This is a genomic window from Flavobacterium sp. B167r (assembly GCF_056824315.1).
The window spans coordinates 3,104,096-3,122,932 of sequence record NZ_CP124859.1 but is presented as its reverse complement, the minus strand read 5'-3'; the positions used below and the strand labels follow the sequence as shown (position 1 = coordinate 3,122,932).

The 18,837-nt window shown below is 33.1% G+C and carries 13 protein-coding genes; 3 read left to right on the top strand and 10 right to left on the bottom strand.

Features of this window, described 5'->3' with window-relative positions:
- Positions 1–22: 22 nt before the first annotated feature.
- The 3 genes from QLQ96_RS13980 to QLQ96_RS13970 all read left to right on the top strand — a co-directional run bounded on the left by QLQ96_RS13980 (position 23) and on the right by QLQ96_RS13970 (position 1,553).
- Positions 23–703, top strand: coding sequence for a YiiX family permuted papain-like enzyme (locus QLQ96_RS13980; protein WP_482491228.1), 681 nt, complete (start codon positions 23–25; stop codon positions 701–703).
- 89 nt (positions 704–792) lie between these two features.
- The gene (locus QLQ96_RS13975; RefSeq protein ID WP_482491227.1) at positions 793–1,245 is read left to right on the top strand and encodes a hypothetical protein; all 453 of its coding nucleotides are present in this window, start codon (positions 793–795) and stop codon (positions 1,243–1,245) included.
- Positions 1,246–1,250: 5 nt separating this feature from the next.
- Entirely contained in the window at positions 1,251–1,553 is a 303-nt protein-coding gene (locus tag QLQ96_RS13970) for a hypothetical protein (RefSeq protein WP_482491226.1), read from the top strand.
- A gap of 55 nt (positions 1,554–1,608) precedes the next feature.
- Here the strand turns inward: QLQ96_RS13970 and QLQ96_RS13965 are convergent, their stop codons facing one another.
- From QLQ96_RS13965 to QLQ96_RS13920, 10 genes are all read right to left on the bottom strand, one after another.
- The gene (locus QLQ96_RS13965) at positions 1,609–3,000 is read right to left on the bottom strand and encodes a M20/M25/M40 family metallo-hydrolase (protein ID WP_482491225.1); all 1,392 of its coding nucleotides are present in this window, start codon (positions 2,998–3,000) and stop codon (positions 1,609–1,611) included.
- Positions 3,001–3,166: 166 nt separating this feature from the next.
- A complete protein-coding gene (locus QLQ96_RS13960) occupies positions 3,167–5,086 on the bottom strand; it encodes a discoidin domain-containing protein (protein ID WP_482491224.1) in 1,920 nt (639 codons plus the stop codon).
- Positions 5,087–5,118: 32 nt separating this feature from the next.
- Entirely contained in the window at positions 5,119–5,892 is a 774-nt protein-coding gene (locus tag QLQ96_RS13955) for a glycerophosphodiester phosphodiesterase family protein (protein ID WP_482491223.1), read from the bottom strand.
- A gap of 91 nt (positions 5,893–5,983) precedes the next feature.
- On the bottom strand, positions 5,984–8,284 hold the full coding sequence (bglX, locus tag QLQ96_RS13950) for a beta-glucosidase BglX (protein ID WP_482491222.1): 2,301 nt from the start codon (positions 8,282–8,284) through the stop codon (positions 5,984–5,986).
- 92 nt (positions 8,285–8,376) lie between these two features.
- On the bottom strand, positions 8,377–9,090 hold the full coding sequence (locus QLQ96_RS13945) for a carboxylesterase family protein (protein ID WP_482491221.1): 714 nt from the start codon (positions 9,088–9,090) through the stop codon (positions 8,377–8,379).
- Positions 9,091–9,096: 6 nt separating this feature from the next.
- Entirely contained in the window at positions 9,097–10,473 is a 1,377-nt protein-coding gene (locus QLQ96_RS13940; protein WP_482491220.1) for a glucoamylase family protein, read from the bottom strand.
- A 71-nt stretch (positions 10,474–10,544) separates the two neighbouring features.
- Positions 10,545–12,041, bottom strand: coding sequence for a RagB/SusD family nutrient uptake outer membrane protein (locus QLQ96_RS13935; protein ID WP_482491219.1), 1,497 nt, complete (start codon positions 12,039–12,041; stop codon positions 10,545–10,547).
- A 4-nt stretch (positions 12,042–12,045) separates the two neighbouring features.
- Positions 12,046–15,072: a SusC/RagA family TonB-linked outer membrane protein gene (locus tag QLQ96_RS13930; protein ID WP_482491218.1), complete on the bottom strand. Its 3,027-nt coding sequence runs from the start codon at positions 15,070–15,072 to the stop codon at positions 12,046–12,048.
- Between the two features lie 244 nt (positions 15,073–15,316).
- The gene (locus tag QLQ96_RS13925; protein WP_482491217.1) at positions 15,317–18,061 is read right to left on the bottom strand and encodes a helix-turn-helix and ligand-binding sensor domain-containing protein; all 2,745 of its coding nucleotides are present in this window, start codon (positions 18,059–18,061) and stop codon (positions 15,317–15,319) included.
- Positions 18,062–18,163: 102 nt separating this feature from the next.
- Complete coding sequence (locus QLQ96_RS13920; RefSeq protein ID WP_482491216.1) at positions 18,164–18,835, bottom strand: hypothetical protein; 672 nt, start codon at positions 18,833–18,835, stop codon at positions 18,164–18,166.
- Positions 18,836–18,837 lie beyond the last annotated feature (2 nt).

The window sequence follows — 18,837 nt, the reverse complement described above, 5'->3', positions numbered from 1 at the left end:
AAAGTACTTTAAATTTTACTTTATGAAAAATAAAAAATACCTATTCCCGATTATAACTTTCTTGTTAAGCTTTGGCTGTGCTTTATTTGTGGCAATAAAAGTTTTTCCTAACAATCCGTTTACAGGAACCAAAGAAGAAAAAACAGTTGCAAGTGCAAGCAAGTATAAGGATGGAGATCTTATTTTTCAGACTTCTGAATCTAAACAATGTGAAGCGGTTCGTATTGCGACAAATTCGAAGTTTTCTCATTGTGGAATTATTTATGATATCAACGGAAAATGGTTTGTTTTTGAAGCTGTTCAGCCTGTAAAACTTACTCCGTTAGAAGATTGGATCAAACATGGAAGAGATAGTAAATATGTGGTTAAACGATTAAAAGACGATAGCGTTTTAAAGCCAGAAGTTTTACAAAAAATGAAAGATTACAGTCAGCAATTTGATGGTAAAGAATATGACGCTTATTTTGAATGGACGGATAACAGAATTTATTGTTCTGAATTGATTTGGAAGATTTATAAAAATGCGGCTGGAATTGAATTATCTCAACTTAAAGAATTGAAAGATTTTAATTTGAAAGATTCGAGAGTTCAAAAAATACTGAAAGAGCGTTATGGCAATGATATTCCGCTAGAAGAAAAAGTCGTTGCTCCTTCTGACATTGCCGATTCTAATATTTTGAAAACTGTTGTAGACACTTACTAATATTTTAAAAAGCTAGATTACTTTATTGTTTCTAGCTTTTTTATTTATCAATTTACTTTGAAATTCAAAGAACTTTTTAAAACTAACCTATGAGAGACTATTTAATTGAAAAACTGTATGAATGTTCAAAAAAACCATATCAAAAATATTTTAAGAAAAATGAACCTTGGAATATTGATAAAAGCATTTTAATGGATTATCCAGAAGAAAGTTTAGGATTTGGTTTAGGAAGTTTTCTTTACAAAAACCATTTTGATATTCAGGAGAAACTCGAAGATCACGATATTATTCACGTTCTGACTGGTACTGGAATTTCTGTTTATGAAGAAATCGGAATGCAGTATTATTTATTCGGAAATGGAAAGAAAAGCTTGTATTTGTTTATGGTGATACTAACAGGAACTATTTTTTACCCGAAACGAATGAGCTATTTCCTTCAACAATATAAAAAAGGAAAAAAAGCAAACACCTTTCATTATCTCGATTTTTCGAAAATGCTTTTTATGCCAATTCAAACTATTCAGCAAACTTTTAAAATTTAAAAATCATGAAAACAATTCATAATCCTTCAGAAGAAAAACAATCTACAGAATTAGCTATTGGGACATTTATAATCAGTACGCTTCTATTTGTTCTTTATATTATTTCAAATGGAAATCCAATGGTTTTGGTTATTGCGTGGCCTTTTGCTTTAGCCGGAATTGCCGTCAATTCAATCATGTTTGTACATTTGACCGATCGTTTTGTACATCTTCCGCAACAGCGAAAAGATATTGGATTGAAGATTTTAATCTTGCTTTCTAACATTCCAATCATCTTTTTTTATTATTTAATTGTGATGAAATCTTGACATAAAAAAAGCCACAAGTAAAACTTATGGCTTTTTAGTTTTTATAATTTGAATCTTAATTCGCTTTTTTAATTTCGATTCCGTTTTGGTCTAATAAATACATTAATGTAGTCATTGTCGCTGCACCAAGTTCTAATTCTCTTTTATTGATTGCATCAAATTTATCGTTTGCTGCGTGGTGATAATCGAAATAACGTTGAGAATCTGGTTTCAAACCTGCTTTTACGATAGCTTGCGAAGTCAAATGGCTAATATCTGAACCTGCGTGACCAATTGTAAAACTGTGCACTAAATAAGGCTCGAAAAGATCTTTGTAACCTTGAATTTTTTTCAAGTTAGCATCATCCGCTTCAATTGAAAATCCTCTTGGAGAAAATCCTCCTGAATCACTTTCTAAAGCAAAAATGTGGTTTTCTTTATTTTGTTTTGAAACTTCTTCATACTTAGCACCACCTTTTCCGCCATTTTCTTCGTTCATAAACAATACTACACGAATTGTATTTTTTGGCTTGTAGTTTAAGTTTTTCAAAATACGAATTACCTCCATACTTTGCACTACTCCTGCTCCATCATCGTGAGAACCGTCTGCTAAATCCCAAGAATCTAAGTGTCCGCCAACAACCATAATGTTTTCTGGAGACACACTTCCTGTCAATTCACCAATTACGTTATAAGACAATGCATCTGGTAAAGTCTCGCAAGATTGTTTGAAATAAAATTTCAAAGCTGGATTTCTTTTTAAAGTTTTGCTTAACAATTCAGCGCCATTTGTACTAATTGCAGCTGTTGGAATATATTGTTCTTTTGGCAAGTCTCCGTAACTTTGAGTTCCTGTATGAGGAAAATCGTCTAGACGTAAGTTCATAGAACGTACAATTGTTCCTACTGCTCCTAATTTTGCCGCTTCTTTTGCTCCTGCATATCTTTGGTCAACACAAGCTCCATAAGAAGTAAAAGTTTCAATGTTTTCAGGATTCATTGGTCGGTTGTAGAAAACAATTTTTCCTTTTACTTTATCTGCTCCTAATTCAGCTAATTCTTTAATTCCTTGAACTTCGATAATTTCTGCTGTAAGGCCTGTTTTTGCTGTTGCTACAGAACCACCTAATGCACAAATTGGCACATTCGTTTTTACTTTTCCATCAAGAATATAAGCTGTTTCTTTTTCACCTCTAACCCAGTGAGGAACCATAACTTCTTGTAAATAAACTTTATCAAGCCCTAAACTTTCTAATTGTCTTTTAGTGTAGTCAACTGCTTGTTCTGCACCTTTAGATCCAGACAATCGAGCTCCGATATCGTTAGACAAATATTCCAACCAAGTGTAGCATTTTGACTCAGTTAAGGCTTTTTTGTAAAATAATTTGATGTTTTTTTCATCATTTGTTTGAGCAAAAGATGTCAATCCGCTTAAAACTAATGCAGTTAAAAGAATTGTTTTTTTCATAGTTTTGATAGTAATTTTGGTGTTTATAGTGCTTTTGGCACATTCACAAAGGAACAAAATAATTGACATTTCTGAGGCTTTTTTCTCAACCTTTTCTCAAAAAAAAGCTCCAATTGCAAATTATTCAATTTGCAATTGGAGCTTTTACAGATTTTATAAATAAAAATTATTTTACTTCAATAATCTTATTTTTTGTTCCGATTCCGTTTTCATTAAAAGGCTCGATTGTGAAATAATATTTCGTCCCTTTATCTAGACCTCTGAAATCATACGTATTATCGCCGTAAACCATAATGCTGTTATACAATTTATCAGGTTCAATTCCGTAATAAATGTTATAACCAATTGCATCAGCTTGTTTTTTCCAAGAAATCATTGCGTTTCTAGAATCCGCTTTGTTTCTGTCTACTTTGAAAGAAGCTAAAGCTTTTGGTTTTGCTGCCAATCCGTTTCCGAAAACTCTGAAATCTGAAACAGCAAATAAACCAGATGCATTATGAATGTTTTCCATTTTAATGTAACGCGCTTTAATCGATTTTGTCAATTCTACATAATCGTGAGGCGCATCTTTATCGTTTTTAGATTTATCTACAACCAAAGTCCAGTTTCGAGCATCATCAGACATGAAGATTTTATACTGATAATAAATATCCATTGCTTTATTAAACTGAGTTGCTTTATGATCTGCATAGTTGATTTGAAGCGCATTGATTTCCATTTGTCTTCCTAAATCCATTTGAAGCCATTCTCCAGGATTATTAGTCTTTGCAGACCAATAGGTTTGAATGTTTTCATCTGTAAGATTTTCAGGTCCATAACAGAATTTTTCATACACTTTTTTTCCTCCGTTGTCCATTCTGTGCGTTTCTACTTCCATACATTCTTCAGAAGAAGAAACTGTTACAGGCTTTTTATATGAAAGCAACATCCATCCAGAAGAAGCTCCTTTTGTCTGATCGCGCTGACTTGTAGGCAAAACGATTGGAAAATCTCCGTAAGCAGTAATAGAATACATTACATCATCTTTATCAAATCCAGCAGGAAACATATCTATACGACGTTCAAAACGATCTTTAATAGATATTTTACACGTTCCCGTATTCCAATAATTTCCGTAATTGTCTGCAAACGTATTTCCGTGTCCAGCACCAATTACAAATCCGCCTGGTTTATAAGACATAGGATTGTGTTTTTGATACGTAAACGGTCCTAACGGATTATCTCCAACATGTACACCGTTTGCATAACCTTTAAATTCGGTTGCAGGTGCTCCGTATTGCATATAATATTTTCCGTTGTGTTTGGTCATCCAAGCGCCTTCAATGAAATTTCCCCAAGGTGCAGGTTCCATATCATTATTTGGCCCAAAACGTTCCCATCCGTGAGCTGAAGGATCTAGAATTGCAACTTCTTTGATTTGTCCGTAAGGCTTTTGAATATCTTCAACTTCAGTTGCTTTGTATAAAGTCGCATAATCTGCCTGATTTCCTTTTGGAAGCCAAGTTTTATAATCAACCTCAACGCCAACTAAAGGTAATTTTCCGCTAGAACCGTAATACATATAGACTTTTTTGTCGTCATCTTGAAAAATCGCTGGATCCCAAGTTGGCAGCATTGCTTTGTTTACATGACGTGTCCACCTTCCTGATTTTGGATCTGCTGTTTTCCAGATTGGATGATCTCTTTTCCAAGTTGAACCAACGTAAAATAGAGTGTCATTTACAATCCAAGCGGCTGGAGCGCACTGATCATCGTCGCCTGGCTGTCTTTGGAAACTTCCATAAACAAAATTCCAATCTGACATGTCTTTGCTCCAAAAAAAACCTGCTTGATTGGTTGCAAATAAATAATATTCGCCTTTATAAGTAATAATTACCGGATCTGCACTTGAACGGCGTGATTCTGGAATTCCGTTATGATTGTGTGTTGTATAATTGTATCCAATATTAATCGGATTACAATAGGTTGTTGCTGGCTTGCTCGGGTCAAACCATTCTGTTTTACCAAAATTTTGTGCCGAAAGACTGGTTCCAACAAGCATCGAAAGTAATACAATTGGCTTAAATTGTTTAAATATATTCTTCATGGTGAGATTTTAAGTTTGTAAAGTCGAAAGAATTATTTTTTTACCTGTAATCTTTCTTTCAGAAGTTCGGGTTCGTTTGTGGTGATGTAATTGAATTTGTGTTCAATAATCCAATCCATATCTTTTGCATCATTAATCGTCCAAGCATTTAGAATAATTTTGTTATCCTTTGCTTCTTGAATCCATTCTGGATGCTTTTGAAAAACAGAATAATGATAATCGACTCCGTTAATTTTATCAGCCTTTAATTCTTTTGGAGATTTATTTCCTTCAAGATATTGTAAAGAAGTTTTAGAATCTATTGCTCTGATTTTCTTTAGAATATCATAATCAAAACTGATGTAGCAGGTATTTTTATCGGCTTTTAATTTTTTAATGGTTTCGACGGTTGCTACACCAGTTTTTTGTCCTCTTTCTTTACTTATTTCTGACGGTTTGATTTCGCAAACCAAAAGTGTGTGTTTATTATTTCGCATTCCTTCTGAAATGTATTCATGAAGGGTTGGAAGTTTTTCTCCGTTAGATAATTTGAACTTTATTAAATCTGCATAATTCGTTTCTTCGATAAGCAGTTTGTTGTAATGCGCATCATGATTGATTACAAGCGAATCATCCGCAGTTCTCCAAACATCAAACTCTGAACCAGGTAATTTTAAATCGATTGCATGCCTTAAAGCTGCAATTGAGTTTTCTGGCAGATTATTCTTTTTCCAAGCTCCACGATGTGCTACAATTGCATTTTTTTGCGCATAGCTAGACGAAAAAGCAATTAGACAAATTGCACTAAATATTTTAAAAGTATTCATATAATCGTAGTTAAAAAATTACAAAAGGGTCTTTCATTCTTAGAAAAAAAGCCCTCCAAACGAAGGGCTTTTCACTAATCAAATAAACCAACTATTTAGTTAACTCAAAACTAACTTTCTTATCGGCGTTTGAATTTCCTCCAATGAAAATATCAAACTGCCCAGGCTCTGCTACGAATTGTAAATCAGAGTTATAAAATTTTAAATCTTCAACAGTAATGTCAAAACTTACGGTTTGTTTTTCACCTTTTTTAAGTGTTATTTTTTGGAAACCTTTCAATTCTCTAACTGGTCTTGTTACTGAACCAACTAAATCTCTAATGTATAATTGAACGGTTTCTTTTCCGTCAAAATTTCCAGTGTTTGTTACATCAACAGTTACTTTCAATTTTCCAGATGCATTCATTTTATCAGAAGAAATTTTGATGTTTGAATAATCAAAAGTTGTGTAGCTTAAACCAAATCCGAATGGGAATAAAGGCTCGTTTCTTTCGTCAATATAATTTGATCTGAATTTTTCGAATTTACCTTCTGTATTAGAAAGCGGTCTTCCTGTATTTTTGTGTGCGTAGTAAATTGGCAATTGCCCAACGCTTCTTGGAAAAGTTGAAGTTAATTTTCCAGAAGGATTTACATCTCCAAATAAAACATCAGCAATAGCGTAACCAGCTTCTGTTCCAGCGAACCAAGCGTTTAAGATTGCAGGAACTGTTTTTTCTTCTTCAGTAATTACTAACGGACGTCCGTCAAATAAAACAACAACAACTGGTTTTCCTGTTTTCAATAAAGCGTTTAATAAATCTTTTTGCGCTTGTGGAATTTCCAAGTTTGTACGGCTGCTAGACTCTCCGCTCATTTCAGCAGATTCTCCTAAAGCCGCAACAATTACATCTGATTGTTCTGCTACTTTTAAAGCTTCTGCTAATAAATCTTCTTTTGAACGTGCATCACGGTGTAATGTTTTTCCAAACATTGTCGCGTTAGTTTCAAAAGTTTCATCGTAATCTAAGTTGCTTCCTTTAGCATAAAGAACTTTAGTTCCTGCTCCAGCAACTTCTTGAATACCTTTCAATAATGAAACAGCATTTTCCATTTTTGTAGCCACACTCCAAGTTCCTGGCATGTTTTCTTTAGCATCTGCTAATGGTCCGATTAAACCAATAGTTCCAGATTTTTTAAGAGGCAAAAGCTGATTTTGGTTTTTTAATAAAACTAAAGATTGAGCTGCAATTGAACGCGCTTCTTTTCTGCTATCTACTGTGAAAATCTCTGTTTTAGCTCTTTTTTCATCACAGTATTTGTATGGATCTTGGAATAATCCTAAATCGTATTTTGCTTCTAAAATTAATTTAACCGCATTATCGATTGTTTCGATTTTTACTTTTCCTTCATCCAAAGATTTTTTCAAAGTTCCTAAGAAACCTTCTCCAACCATATCCATTTCAACACCAGCGTTTAAAGCTAAAGCAGAAACGTCTTGAAGATCTCCCATTCCGTGTGGAATCATTTCAGGAATTCCAGTGTAATCTGTTACTACAAATCCTTTGAAACCCCATTGTTTTCTTAAAACATCTGTCATTAACCATTTATTTCCAGTTGCAGGAATTCCGTCAACTTCATTGAAAGAAGCCATAACCGAACCTACACCAGCATCAACAGCCGCTTTGTAAGGAGGAAAATAATCGTTAAACATTCTGATGTGGCTCATATCTACCGTGTTGTAATCACGACCCGCTTCTGGAGCTCCATATAGAGCAAAGTGTTTAACGCAAGCTAAGATTGAGTTATTTTTAGAAAGATCGTGCTGTTGGTAACCGTTTACCATTGCTTTTGCAATTTGGCTTCCTAAGTATGGATCTTCTCCTGAACCTTCAGAAACTCTTCCCCATCTTGGGTCGCGAGAAACGTCAACCATTGGAGAGAATGTCCAGTTGATTCCGTCTGCACTTGCCTCTTTAGCAGCGATTTGAGCACTTCTTTCGATTAAGCCCATATCCCAAGTACAAGACAATCCTAACGGAATTGGGAATGTAGTTTCGTAACCGTGAATTACGTCCATACCAAAAAGCAACGGAATTTTTAAACGGCTTTTTTCAACCGCAATTTTCTGTACTTCTTTAATTTTTTGAACTGATTTAATGTTGAACAAACCACCCACTTTTCCTTCAGCAATATTTTTTGCCACATTTGAGCTATTTCCTTGCCCTGTGGTAATATCACCAGATGTAGGCAAGTTTAACTGACCCAATTTCTCGTCTAAAGTCATTTTTGACATCAACTCCGCCACAAATTCAGACTTTGGTTTAATTTTCACTGTATTTTTAGGCGTCTTCTTTTGAGCATAACCCAAAACAGCACATCCTAAAAAAAGTAAGACTAATTTGTTTTTCATGTGTATTTAATATTTGTTTTTAATCGGAACATGGAATCGCTTTTCTTTGTTTAGTTTTTTATTTGAATCAAAGCGATTTCATTCTATTCTATTTATTTGTTTGTATTCGTTTTTCTTTGCTGAAACATCCAATCGTAGATCTCTTTGTTATCATAAACTCTTGTCCAGCTGTCATGATTTGCATCATCAAAAATGGTCAGCTTTACATCTTTTGCATTGCATTTTTTCAATTCATTATAAATTGTAATCGCATAATTCACGTTTACCACGTTATCCTGTAATCCGTGAAAAATTCTGGTTGGAATGTTGGCTATTTCACAAGCGTGTTCTAACTGAATTAAATCTACAAAGCCAGCGACAGGTACGTTTGCTGCAAATAGATCCGGATGTGAAAAAGCCAAATTCCATGAAGCCCAACCTCCTGAGCTCAAACCAGTAACATATATTCTATCTGAATCAATTTTGTTTTCTTTCTGAATTTTTACAATCAGCTGGTAAATCGATTCTATATCCCAATTTTCATCTTCCTTGCATTGCGGAGCCAAAACATAAGCGTCTAATTGGTGGTTTTTTAAATATTTTAAAGGACCATTTATTTTTACTTTTTCCAGATCAGTTCCTTTTTCTCCATCTCCAGAAATAAAAACAATCAATGGCTTTTTCTCTTTAATATTCGCTGGACGATGCAAAACATATCCCAGTTCGTATTTAGACATTATAACTGTATTAATTTTTCCGGTTGTTTCACTCTGCCCAAAAACAACAGTAGAAACTAACATCAATATAAATGCTAATGTATTTTTCATCGAATCTTAAATTCCGTATTTCCCAGATTTAAATCCAAGTTTTGTTAAACCTTGTTTTACCTCTGGAGCGTTCATAAACAATTTCCATAATAATCCTGTTCTGTGATTTTCAATCATTACAACTTCTGGACCTTGGTCAATTGCCAAATAACGTTTTGCAACCCATTTGTTTCCTAAACTTAAAGCATCATAAAAACCTGCATCTCCCCAAGTTTCTTCTTTATGATTTTCATATAAATTGCGAATAAAAGCCATTGATTCTTTTGGCGTATATACAATTGAACTAATTGCCGCAGTTGGAGAAATCACACCTTGATCATTGCTTGGCATATGTGCGTTATAGCCAATTGAACCATCAGGATTTCTTGAATATGAAGCTGTTAATCCCCAATATTCAGGGCCATAACCTCCATTTTTATTTGGATTTTCAACACAATATTGGTAGTTGATTTTGGTTTGATTTACGTTTAAATCCCAATAATTTGCATATTTATCGCTCAACTGGTTTGGATCTAAACCTACATAAGAATAATGCGCCCAGAATAACGGACCTCCAAATTCTTCTGCACCATTATGCTTCAAAATAAGCGGGATATTGTATTTTGTTTTTGAAGAAACTATTCCACCACTTCTCGCCCAACCTTCGTGATATGCTTTCGCATCGATTGCATGTGTTGGCGAAGATGCAGCCATTATGTAAGTGATAAGGCATTCATTATATCCTTGTAGCGGAAAATTCATTTGCCAAGCATAATTTGGCGACCAGTGCCAGTATAAAACATTTTTATTGTTTGTATACCACTGCCATTCAACACCTTTCCAAAGCGCATCAAATTTTTGAGCAACTGCTTTTTCTTTTTCAGAACCATCTTTAAGATATTCACGAACGGTAATCATTCCTGCAACCAAAAATGAGGTTTCGACTAAATCTCCTCCGTTATCCTTGGTTCCAAAAGGCTTTACTTTTCCTGTATTTCCGTCAATCCAATGTGACCATGCTCCGTGAAAACGATCTGCTTTGCCTAAAAAATCCGCAATTTTGTTAAGTCTCTCTACCCCTTGGTCTTTTGTAATATAACCTTGTGACATTCCTGAAACAAGCGCCATTAATCCGAAACCTGAACCTCCTGTGGTTACGATATTTGAATCGTTTTCAGGATAAACTCCGTCTGGATGATAACGTTCTCTAGCTAATCCAGAATTCGGTTCTGCGTAATCCCAGAAATATTTAAAAGTTTGTTTTTGAACAGCATCTAAAAGCTGCTCATCTGTTAATGCAGCAACGCCAGAAGTATTTTCCTGTGCATTTTCTTTTGGCTTTTCAGACTTAGATCCACAGCTAAAGAAAGTAAAAGCTAAAAATAAAACTGAAATTCTAATCATTATAAAAATTTAAGATTTTAATAAAATAATCACTTCCTCCAGAAACTGAAGGAAGTGATATATAAATGATATTAATTATAACCAGGGTTTTGAGAACTTAAACCTTCTGCTTGTAAAATAAATGAAGCTGGAATTGGGAATACTTCGTTTTTACCTTCTGTAAACACTCTTCCGTTAGGGAAATAAATACTTTTGTCTGCTGCAAAAGCATCTTTTGCCTGTCCAGTTCTTACTAAATCAAAGAATCTGTCGAACTCAAATGCTAACTCTACTCTTCTTTCTTTCCAGATAGCAGTTCTAACTTCTGCTTGACTTGAAGCTGGAGTATCACCTAATTTTGCTCTGTGCCTGATTTGGTTAAGTAAAGTGATTGCTTCAGAAGTTCTGCTTAATTCATTTAAAGCTTCAGCTTTCATTAATAGAACTTCACCGTATCTTAAATATTTAATATTTGCATCTGTTTCCCATGCATTAGTAAAGGCAGAAGAATATGCTTTAAAGTTATATCTTGGATTAGGATCTGTTTGTCCTTCTTCTAATTCTACTGTTGGAACTACAGTACCATCATATAAAGTTGTTCCTCTAAAAATAATGGTTGCATCTTTTCTAACATCTCCTGTTTCGTATGCGTCTACCAAACTTTGAGAAGGCTGGTTAAAGCCCCATCCCCAAGAATCACGCACACCTTGAGTGTTTGAATATCCTTGAATACCACGTGCTGGAACTGCACCGTTTCCGTTTATTTCAAAAATAGACTCAATATCGTTTTCTCCTTCAAGTCTAAACATTTTAGCATAATCTGGAGCAAGACCATATCCTGTAATAAGATCACAATTGTCTATTACTTTCTGCCAATTTTTTTGATATAAACTTACTTTTGCCAATAAAGCGTACGCAGCACCTTTTGATGCTCTTGCTTTCTCAGAATCTGCATATGCAGTTCTATTTGGCAAAGCTTGGATAGCATCTGCTAAATCTTTTTCAATAAAAGCATATACCTCAGCCGTAGTTTTACGAGTTAATTGCATTGTTTTATCCTCTGGAGATAATGGAATACTAGAAACGTGATCTACAATTGGCACACCTCCATAACATTTAACTAAAGTAAAATACATGAAAGCTCTCAAGAATTTTGCTTCTCCTATTAATCTTGCTACCAATGCTGGATCAGCTTTATCCAATTTAGGAAGAATTGCTAATGCTTGATTACATCTGTTGATTCCATCATAATTTGCATTAAATGTACTCTCAGCAGACGGGTTTGATGCGTTATAAGTTAATGCATCTAGAACATCTTTATCTGTACCCGTATCACTTGGAGTTGAACCTTTGTCAGCATCATCAGATGTAATGCTAGCTAATCCAATCCATCCGAATGAACTCATATCCCAGTCTAAAAATTTGCTGTAAATAGAGGTAACAAATGTTTTTGCTCCACTGTCATTGTTAAACAATTCGATATCATCTACAGAAACAGTTTCTGTTTGTTTAACATCTAGGTAATCATCAGCACATCCTGTAAAAGTAAACGCAGATAATACGAAGATTGATATATATATCTTTTTCATAATATTAAAATTTTAAATTAGCACCAATTACAAATGATCTTAATGTTGGATAAGCGTCCAATTCAACACCTTGTGTTCCGTATGGATTACCATCTCCGTTTAACTCAGGAGAGAAACCAGAATACTTCTGTGTGATAAAAGGGTTAATTGCATTAAAATAAATTCTGCAAGCACTAACAAATTGACCTTCAGGAATAGGAAGTTTATATCCTATAGTAATGTTGTTGATTCTAAAGAAATCTGCAGATTCCATGTAATAAGTAGATGCAACAGGAACAGTATTAAATGGTCTTGGATTTGATGAAGTTGTATTTGTTGGAGTCCAATAATTATTTGTCATAGAAGCTTCAATGTTTTCACCTCCAAAACGTTGTGCTTTTTTACCATTGTAAACTTTTGCTCCACCAGTTCCGTATCCGTCAACTGAGAAATCGATGCTTTTGTAAACCAATCCTAAAGAAACTCCATAGTTAGATGTTGGTAAAATTGAACCAACATATTTTTTATCAGCTGTTGCAGATAAAGCGTCTTGAGTTACTTTATCACCAGAAGCATTATAATAAAGCATGTTTCCGTTTGCTGGATCTACACCTGCATATTGATAAAGATAGAAACTACCTAATGGTTGGCCAATTGAATTGTTGTACAACAATTTAGTGTCTTGACCATTCCCTAAATTACCTCCAATAACTTGAGATAATGAAACATTTTTTAAACTTGTAAGTTCGTTTTTGTTGTGAGAGTAGTTACCTCCAACCCAGTAGCTTAAATCGTCAGTGATTTTATCATCCCAACGTAAAGCAATTTCATATCCTTTGTTTGATACTTCTCCAACATGAGATGGCGTAGCAACAGTAATACCCGAAGTTGGATAAGGTTTAATATTTAAAATAACATTATCAGTGTTTTTATCATAAACATCGAAAGATCCTTTTAATCTGCTATCTAAGAATTCGAAATCTAAACCTACAGACGTTTCTTCTGTGATTTCCCAAGTTAAAGTAGGGTCAATTTGAGAAGTTATACTTGTACCTTCATTTAAGATTGAACCTCCTAAGTAACTATTAAGACCAGAAGCATATCCTTGATTATTTAATGGTACATTTTGATTACCTAATTTACCCCAGCTTCCTCTCAATTTAATCAAATCAACTCCTTTAATATCTGTTAAGAAGCTTTCTTTCGTCATAATCCATCCAAGACCAACAGATGGGAAAGTTCCCCAACGGTAATCTTTAGCAAAATTTGATGATCCGTCACGTCTAATAGTACCAGTTACTAAGTATCTGTCCAATAATTTATATTGTACACGTCCAAAGTAAGAAGCTAATTTGCTTTCGTTGAATACAATATCTTGTAAACTAGTTACCGTACCAACATAATCTACACCTTTAGCATCTGTTGAATTGTATAGAGACCAATAATTAGAATCTGGACTTACATTTTTTCTAACAATTGCTAATTTTTCTCTAGGACCTTTTACAGAAGTTTCAATACCCGCTGTTAACTCAACATCATGAATATTTGCAAAAACTTTATTGTAAGTCAAGTAGTTAGACAAGTTCCAGTTAAAATACTGCTCTCTTCCTCTTGTCAATAAATTAATAGGATCTGAAGAATTATAACCTGACTCAACACGAGTTGGGTTTGCTGCTAACCAAACATTTCTAGTGTCTTCAAAATTATATTGTTTCCAAGTATAATATTCACCATTAAATTGTGAAGTGAATTTTAAACCTTCTAAGATTTCATAATCTAATTTCAAACCTCCTTGAAGTGTGATGCTTCTTTGTTGCTCATTGTAGAAATCTAATTGTGATACTGGATTTCCAACATTATTAAATGAAGAACCTGTTGGACTCGCAACTCCAGTAGCGTCTGCAAAAGGCACACCATATTTTCCATTTGAAAAACGTACTGGAACAATTGGTGATTGCTTGTATGCATTTGTAAAAGCACTTAATGGTTTTGGAGTAGAATTAGCTGATGTAAAGCTAAAGTTCTGATTTAAAGTGATTTTTTTAGAAAGCTTAAATTCATTATTATTTCTAAAATTTGTACGGCTATAGTTTAAGCCATTAAGAATAGCTTGCTCTTGATAGTTACCTGCACTAAAGAAGTATTTAACATTCTCTGAAGCACCAGAGATAGAAATATTGTTTTGAGTATAAGTACCAGTTCTTGTAATTTCATCAAGCCAATTTGTGTTAACTGGTTGATTTGTAGAAAATCTATCTGTTCCTAAAGAAGCATTAGTATAGCTTGCGTATTGATTAGCATCTGCCATTTTAACTTTCTTAAGCGGTGTTCTAACACCACCAAAACTTTCGATCTCTACAGAAACTCTGTCACCTTTACCTTTTTTAGTAGTAATAATGATAACCCCGTTTGCAGCTCTTGTTCCGTAGATTGCTAATGAAGAAGCATCTTTCAGAATTTCATAAGAAGTAATATCATTTGTATTAATATTGTTGATATTTTCTGTTGGCATACCATCAACAATATATAAAGGACTTCTTCCTCCTAATGCAGTACCCAAACCTCTAATAACTACAGAAGGCGTACTACCTGGAGCATCTGAAGAAGTTACTTGTACACCGGCAGCTTTACCTTGAATGGCCTGAGAAGCATTTAATACTTTTGTTTTAGTAACATCTTCCGCTTTTAATGAAGTAATTGCCGAAGTATTGTCTATTTTCTTTCTGGTACCATAACCAATAACAACCACTTCTTTTAAAGCAGTGTCACCCGCTTCTTTTAATGTAATTGTCATTCCTGCCGTTGCAGGTACAGAAATAGAATCGAAACCAAGCATAGAGACTTTTAAAATTTCTCCAGCTTTTACATTTATGGTAAAATTACCATCAAAGTCAGCATCAGCAGATGTTCTAGATTCTGAAGCACTAATGATTGCTCCGGGAACTCCCATTCCGCTGCTGTCAACCACTTTTCCTTTGATTGCTTGCGCTTGCCCCATCATATATGTAGGCAGTAGCAAGAGAGCTAAAAAGCTAAAAATAAAATTTTTCATACAGTACGTAATCGTTTAAGTTAGTAGAGCCAAATTAAGCAATTACAACGTTGTAGTACATCAAATACCACTACAACATAACTACATCATTATGTTAATTTTCAACATTATATCATTGATTTTCAACAATATAAATGTTAACAAAATTTCTTTAACATATCGTTATGATGTAGTAATGATGTATCATAATTATATAAAAAATGATATTGAAAAATATAAATTCTGTAAAAAATAAAACCAAATCTTACAGACTTAATAAAAACTTTGACAGGTTTTCTTCCTGAGTAAGGTTTAGCTTCTTTCTGAGACGATATCTATGCAGTTCTACGCCTCTAAAAGAGATATTCATCATAGGAGCAATTTCTTTAGAAGAAAGATTCATTTTAAGATAAACACACAGCTTTATATCCTTTGGAGTCAATTGTGGATATTTCTTAGAAAGATTAATAATAAACTCGTTATGAATCTGATTCAAATTGGTTTCAAAAGTTTCCCATTCGTGTTTATTTACTTCATTAATCTTAATTGCTTTTCTAATTTCGTTTTTCAGTTTACCGAAATCTTTTTCCGTTTCTAAAATGCCTTGAATCTTATCAATCATTTCTGTTTGCTTTGCAATTGATAAAGATTTCCCAGCTACTTCCGAAGATTTGGCTTGCAATTCTAATTCTAAGATGTGTTTTTCGTATTCTTGAATATTAAGTTCATTCTCTTTCTTCAATTCCATCTCAAGAATTTCTCTCTGGTGTTTCAGTTCTTCGCCTTGCAATTTTAATTTTTGCATATAGCGAAGTTTATTCCATTTATAATAGAAAAATAAAACAGCACCGACAACAAGAAGATAAAGCAGAATCATCCAAAAAGAAAAATACCAAGGCTCGGCTACTTTAAATTTATAAAATGAAACTTTGTCGTAAGTTGCTCCATCATGTTTGAATATTTCTACCGAATGATAACCGCTGCTTAAATTATTCAAAACAATCAATCCGTCTGAAATTGGAAAAAACTCTTTTTCTTTATCGAGTTTGTAAAATAGATTTGGTCTGCTTGCTCCGTAAATTCCAGAAATGACATTAATTCTTAATTCTGTATTAAATTTAATTTTCTCATCAATCGGAACTTGAACATCATTACTAAACGCTTCAATTTTTACTCCAGAATTTTGCTTGTTTTCGTATTGAAGTTTAAGCGAAACAAATCCGTCATCTAGATTGAACAAATAATAATTGTCTTTTTTGAAAATTCTAAGATTCTCATTAATCAATTTTCCTTTATAATATTTCTCTTGAATAATATTCCAGACAAACTTACTGCCTTGCGCATAAATATGATACAAGATTCCGTTTTGCAAAACCATAAAATGATCTTCATCTATAGAAACGACATCGGTAACATTTTTGAAATTTGTATTAAACAATTCATTTTCTTCCAATTTACCCGATATAGAATTGTAGGTATACCAAGTATTATTAATTAGAAAAAGTATTTCTTTTCGAAACTCAAAAATCTTTATTCCAAAATCATTTTGAATTTTACTTTGCTGCGTAACATTTTCAACTTTTAGCGTATTGTAATTATCATCTAGCAAAACACGATACAAACCACGGTAATTATCGGCAGCCCAAATTTCATTTTTCTTATTTTGAGCTACATATTTTATAGGCTTTGCAAGTTCTTTTATGATTTTATAATGCGACATATTTGAAGGATCATCATAAACCAAAATGCCACTATAAGTCGATTGAAAATAAGTGTCATTAATGCTGCTTTTAGACATATTCCAACCTCCGCTGACACCATTTATTTTAGTCAAAGTATTATTTTCATATGAAAAAGTGCCATCATTATGACCAATAATATATTTTCCGTCAATTAGAGAAATATTCCAGCCCTGCCCTTGCGTATTTGGCATCATATTAAATTTTCCGGCGCTGTATTCAAAAATACCGTGATTTGAAGCGATCAAATAACCTTTATTAATTGAAGCAACCGCATATACCGATCCTAAAAGTCCAGAATTATCGTAAAAGAAAGAAATAGGAGAATTAACCTCAACATGTGCGATTCCATTATCCAAACCAACCCATAAATCATTTTCTTTATCCAATCCTAAACTTAGAACCGAATTATTCATGAGAACATTATCGCGTTCAATATTTTTGAATGAATTGGTTTTTAAATCTAAAATGAAAATACCGCGATTTCCAGTTCCAAAAATTAATTTTTCGTTTTTGACAAATTTCGCCACATTAATTGTAGCCGATTTTAAAATTTCATTTATTGGATTATCCCAACTTCTCAATCCATTTTTTTCTACAATAAAAACACCTTTTTTCTGAGTGAAGATATAAGTCTGGTTTTTATATTTTTCTATCGCGTGAACAACGGTATTTTTCAAAACATTCCATCCTTTAGGATTCGCAATATGTTTGCCATTCATTTTATAAATTCCATCCCTAACAGAAGCAACATATAAATCTTTATCTACGCCAAAACAATACGAAATAAGAAATGGAAATTTAATTTTCTTAATCGTTTTTCCGTTATAAATAAAAACATCATTAAAAGATTGAAAATAAAGCGAACCGTTAAATCTGAATATTTTCCAGATTTCTTCGTTGTCCTTCTCGTCAAATAATCTAAGGTTTTTGGTAATAGAAACGTACTTCATCGTTCCGTCTTTTCTATACCAATAGCCAAATTCTTTGTAGGAACCAGAATAGATTTTATCGCCTTCAATCAGAATAGATCTAATGATGGTTTTGTTTGGTAGTGTATATTTTTCCCATTTTACGCCATCGTAACGAAGCAAATAATGATTATTGGCAAAATACATCGCATTATCATTTCCTTGCGCTACATTCCAGATCTGATTATCACCCTGATAATCTGATTTGCTGTAATTTTCGACAAATGGAAGTAATTCTTGTGCTTGAAGCTGTAAAGCGATAAAAAAGAAGAAAACTGATTTAAAAAGTATCGATTTCAAGATATTCGTTTTTAAATCCAAAGATACTCACAAATATTTAATTTACTAAAAAGAGAAGAGCTCCTATTTAAGGAACTCTTCTCTTTTTAGATATTTTTCTTACTAAGTTTCTTTTTCTAATTCATTTAATACTTTTTGGGGTGCATAATGTATCTTAAATCCTTGTTTTAAGGATAATTTGATACGTTTAATATACTCCATCCATACACTTTCAGAATTTGAAAATTCAATATTCTCATTTTCGCTTATTAAATCTGTACCATTCCTAATTTCAAAAATATCGTACTCCGAATAATTTTTAGGATTCATTAAACAGCAAACCGTTTGAAGCTGTACATTATTTAAAAATGTATTCAAATCGCATATTTTATTAGTCAATTTGTAATTTAACCAATCACTATCAACAATATCAGAAACATGAAAAACATGAACTGTCTTTTTTGACATATTTAAAAGTACAATTTCTGTTGAGTCATAAAAACTGCCTATCTGAATAAAATTATCTGGAATTTCAGATCTAAATTCACTTTCGAAGACTTCAATTTCACTTAAAGACTCTAGAAATTTAAACGGTTTTTCGAATTCCTCATCATCGTGTTCATTTATTAGTTTTGCAGGAACTGCTAGTAAATTATTTCCAAAAATTTTATAATCAAAAACTAATTGTAATTCTTCTGGAAATTTTATTAAATAACTTTTATCTAACTCGTTTTTTTTCGAATAACCTTCAAGATTTTTTTCTAATTCAGCTATTTTCCTTCCGAATTCCATCATTA

What these genes read in the sequence shown, in the direction of transcription:
- QLQ96_RS13980 (WP_482491228.1), top strand. Translation starts at nt 23, where the DNA reads ATGAAAAATAAAAAATACCTATTCCCGATTATAACTTTCTTGTTAAGC.
- QLQ96_RS13975 (WP_482491227.1), top strand. Translation starts at nt 793, where the DNA reads ATGAGAGACTATTTAATTGAAAAACTGTATGAATGTTCAAAAAAACCA.
- QLQ96_RS13970 (WP_482491226.1), top strand. Translation starts at nt 1,251, where the DNA reads ATGAAAACAATTCATAATCCTTCAGAAGAAAAACAATCTACAGAATTA.
- QLQ96_RS13965 (WP_482491225.1), bottom strand. Translation starts at nt 3,000, where the DNA reads ATGAAAAAAACAATTCTTTTAACTGCATTAGTTTTAAGCGGATTGACA.
- QLQ96_RS13960 (WP_482491224.1), bottom strand. Translation starts at nt 5,086, where the DNA reads ATGAAGAATATATTTAAACAATTTAAGCCAATTGTATTACTTTCGATG.
- QLQ96_RS13955 (WP_482491223.1), bottom strand. Translation starts at nt 5,892, where the DNA reads ATGAATACTTTTAAAATATTTAGTGCAATTTGTCTAATTGCTTTTTCG.
- bglX (WP_482491222.1), bottom strand. Translation starts at nt 8,284, where the DNA reads ATGAAAAACAAATTAGTCTTACTTTTTTTAGGATGTGCTGTTTTGGGT.
- QLQ96_RS13945 (WP_482491221.1), bottom strand. Translation starts at nt 9,090, where the DNA reads ATGAAAAATACATTAGCATTTATATTGATGTTAGTTTCTACTGTTGTT.
- QLQ96_RS13940 (WP_482491220.1), bottom strand. Translation starts at nt 10,473, where the DNA reads ATGATTAGAATTTCAGTTTTATTTTTAGCTTTTACTTTCTTTAGCTGT.
- QLQ96_RS13935 (WP_482491219.1), bottom strand. Translation starts at nt 12,041, where the DNA reads ATGAAAAAGATATATATATCAATCTTCGTATTATCTGCGTTTACTTTT.
- QLQ96_RS13930 (WP_482491218.1), bottom strand. Translation starts at nt 15,072, where the DNA reads ATGAAAAATTTTATTTTTAGCTTTTTAGCTCTCTTGCTACTGCCTACA.
- QLQ96_RS13920 (WP_482491216.1), bottom strand. Translation starts at nt 18,835, where the DNA reads ATGATGGAATTCGGAAGGAAAATAGCTGAATTAGAAAAAAATCTTGAA.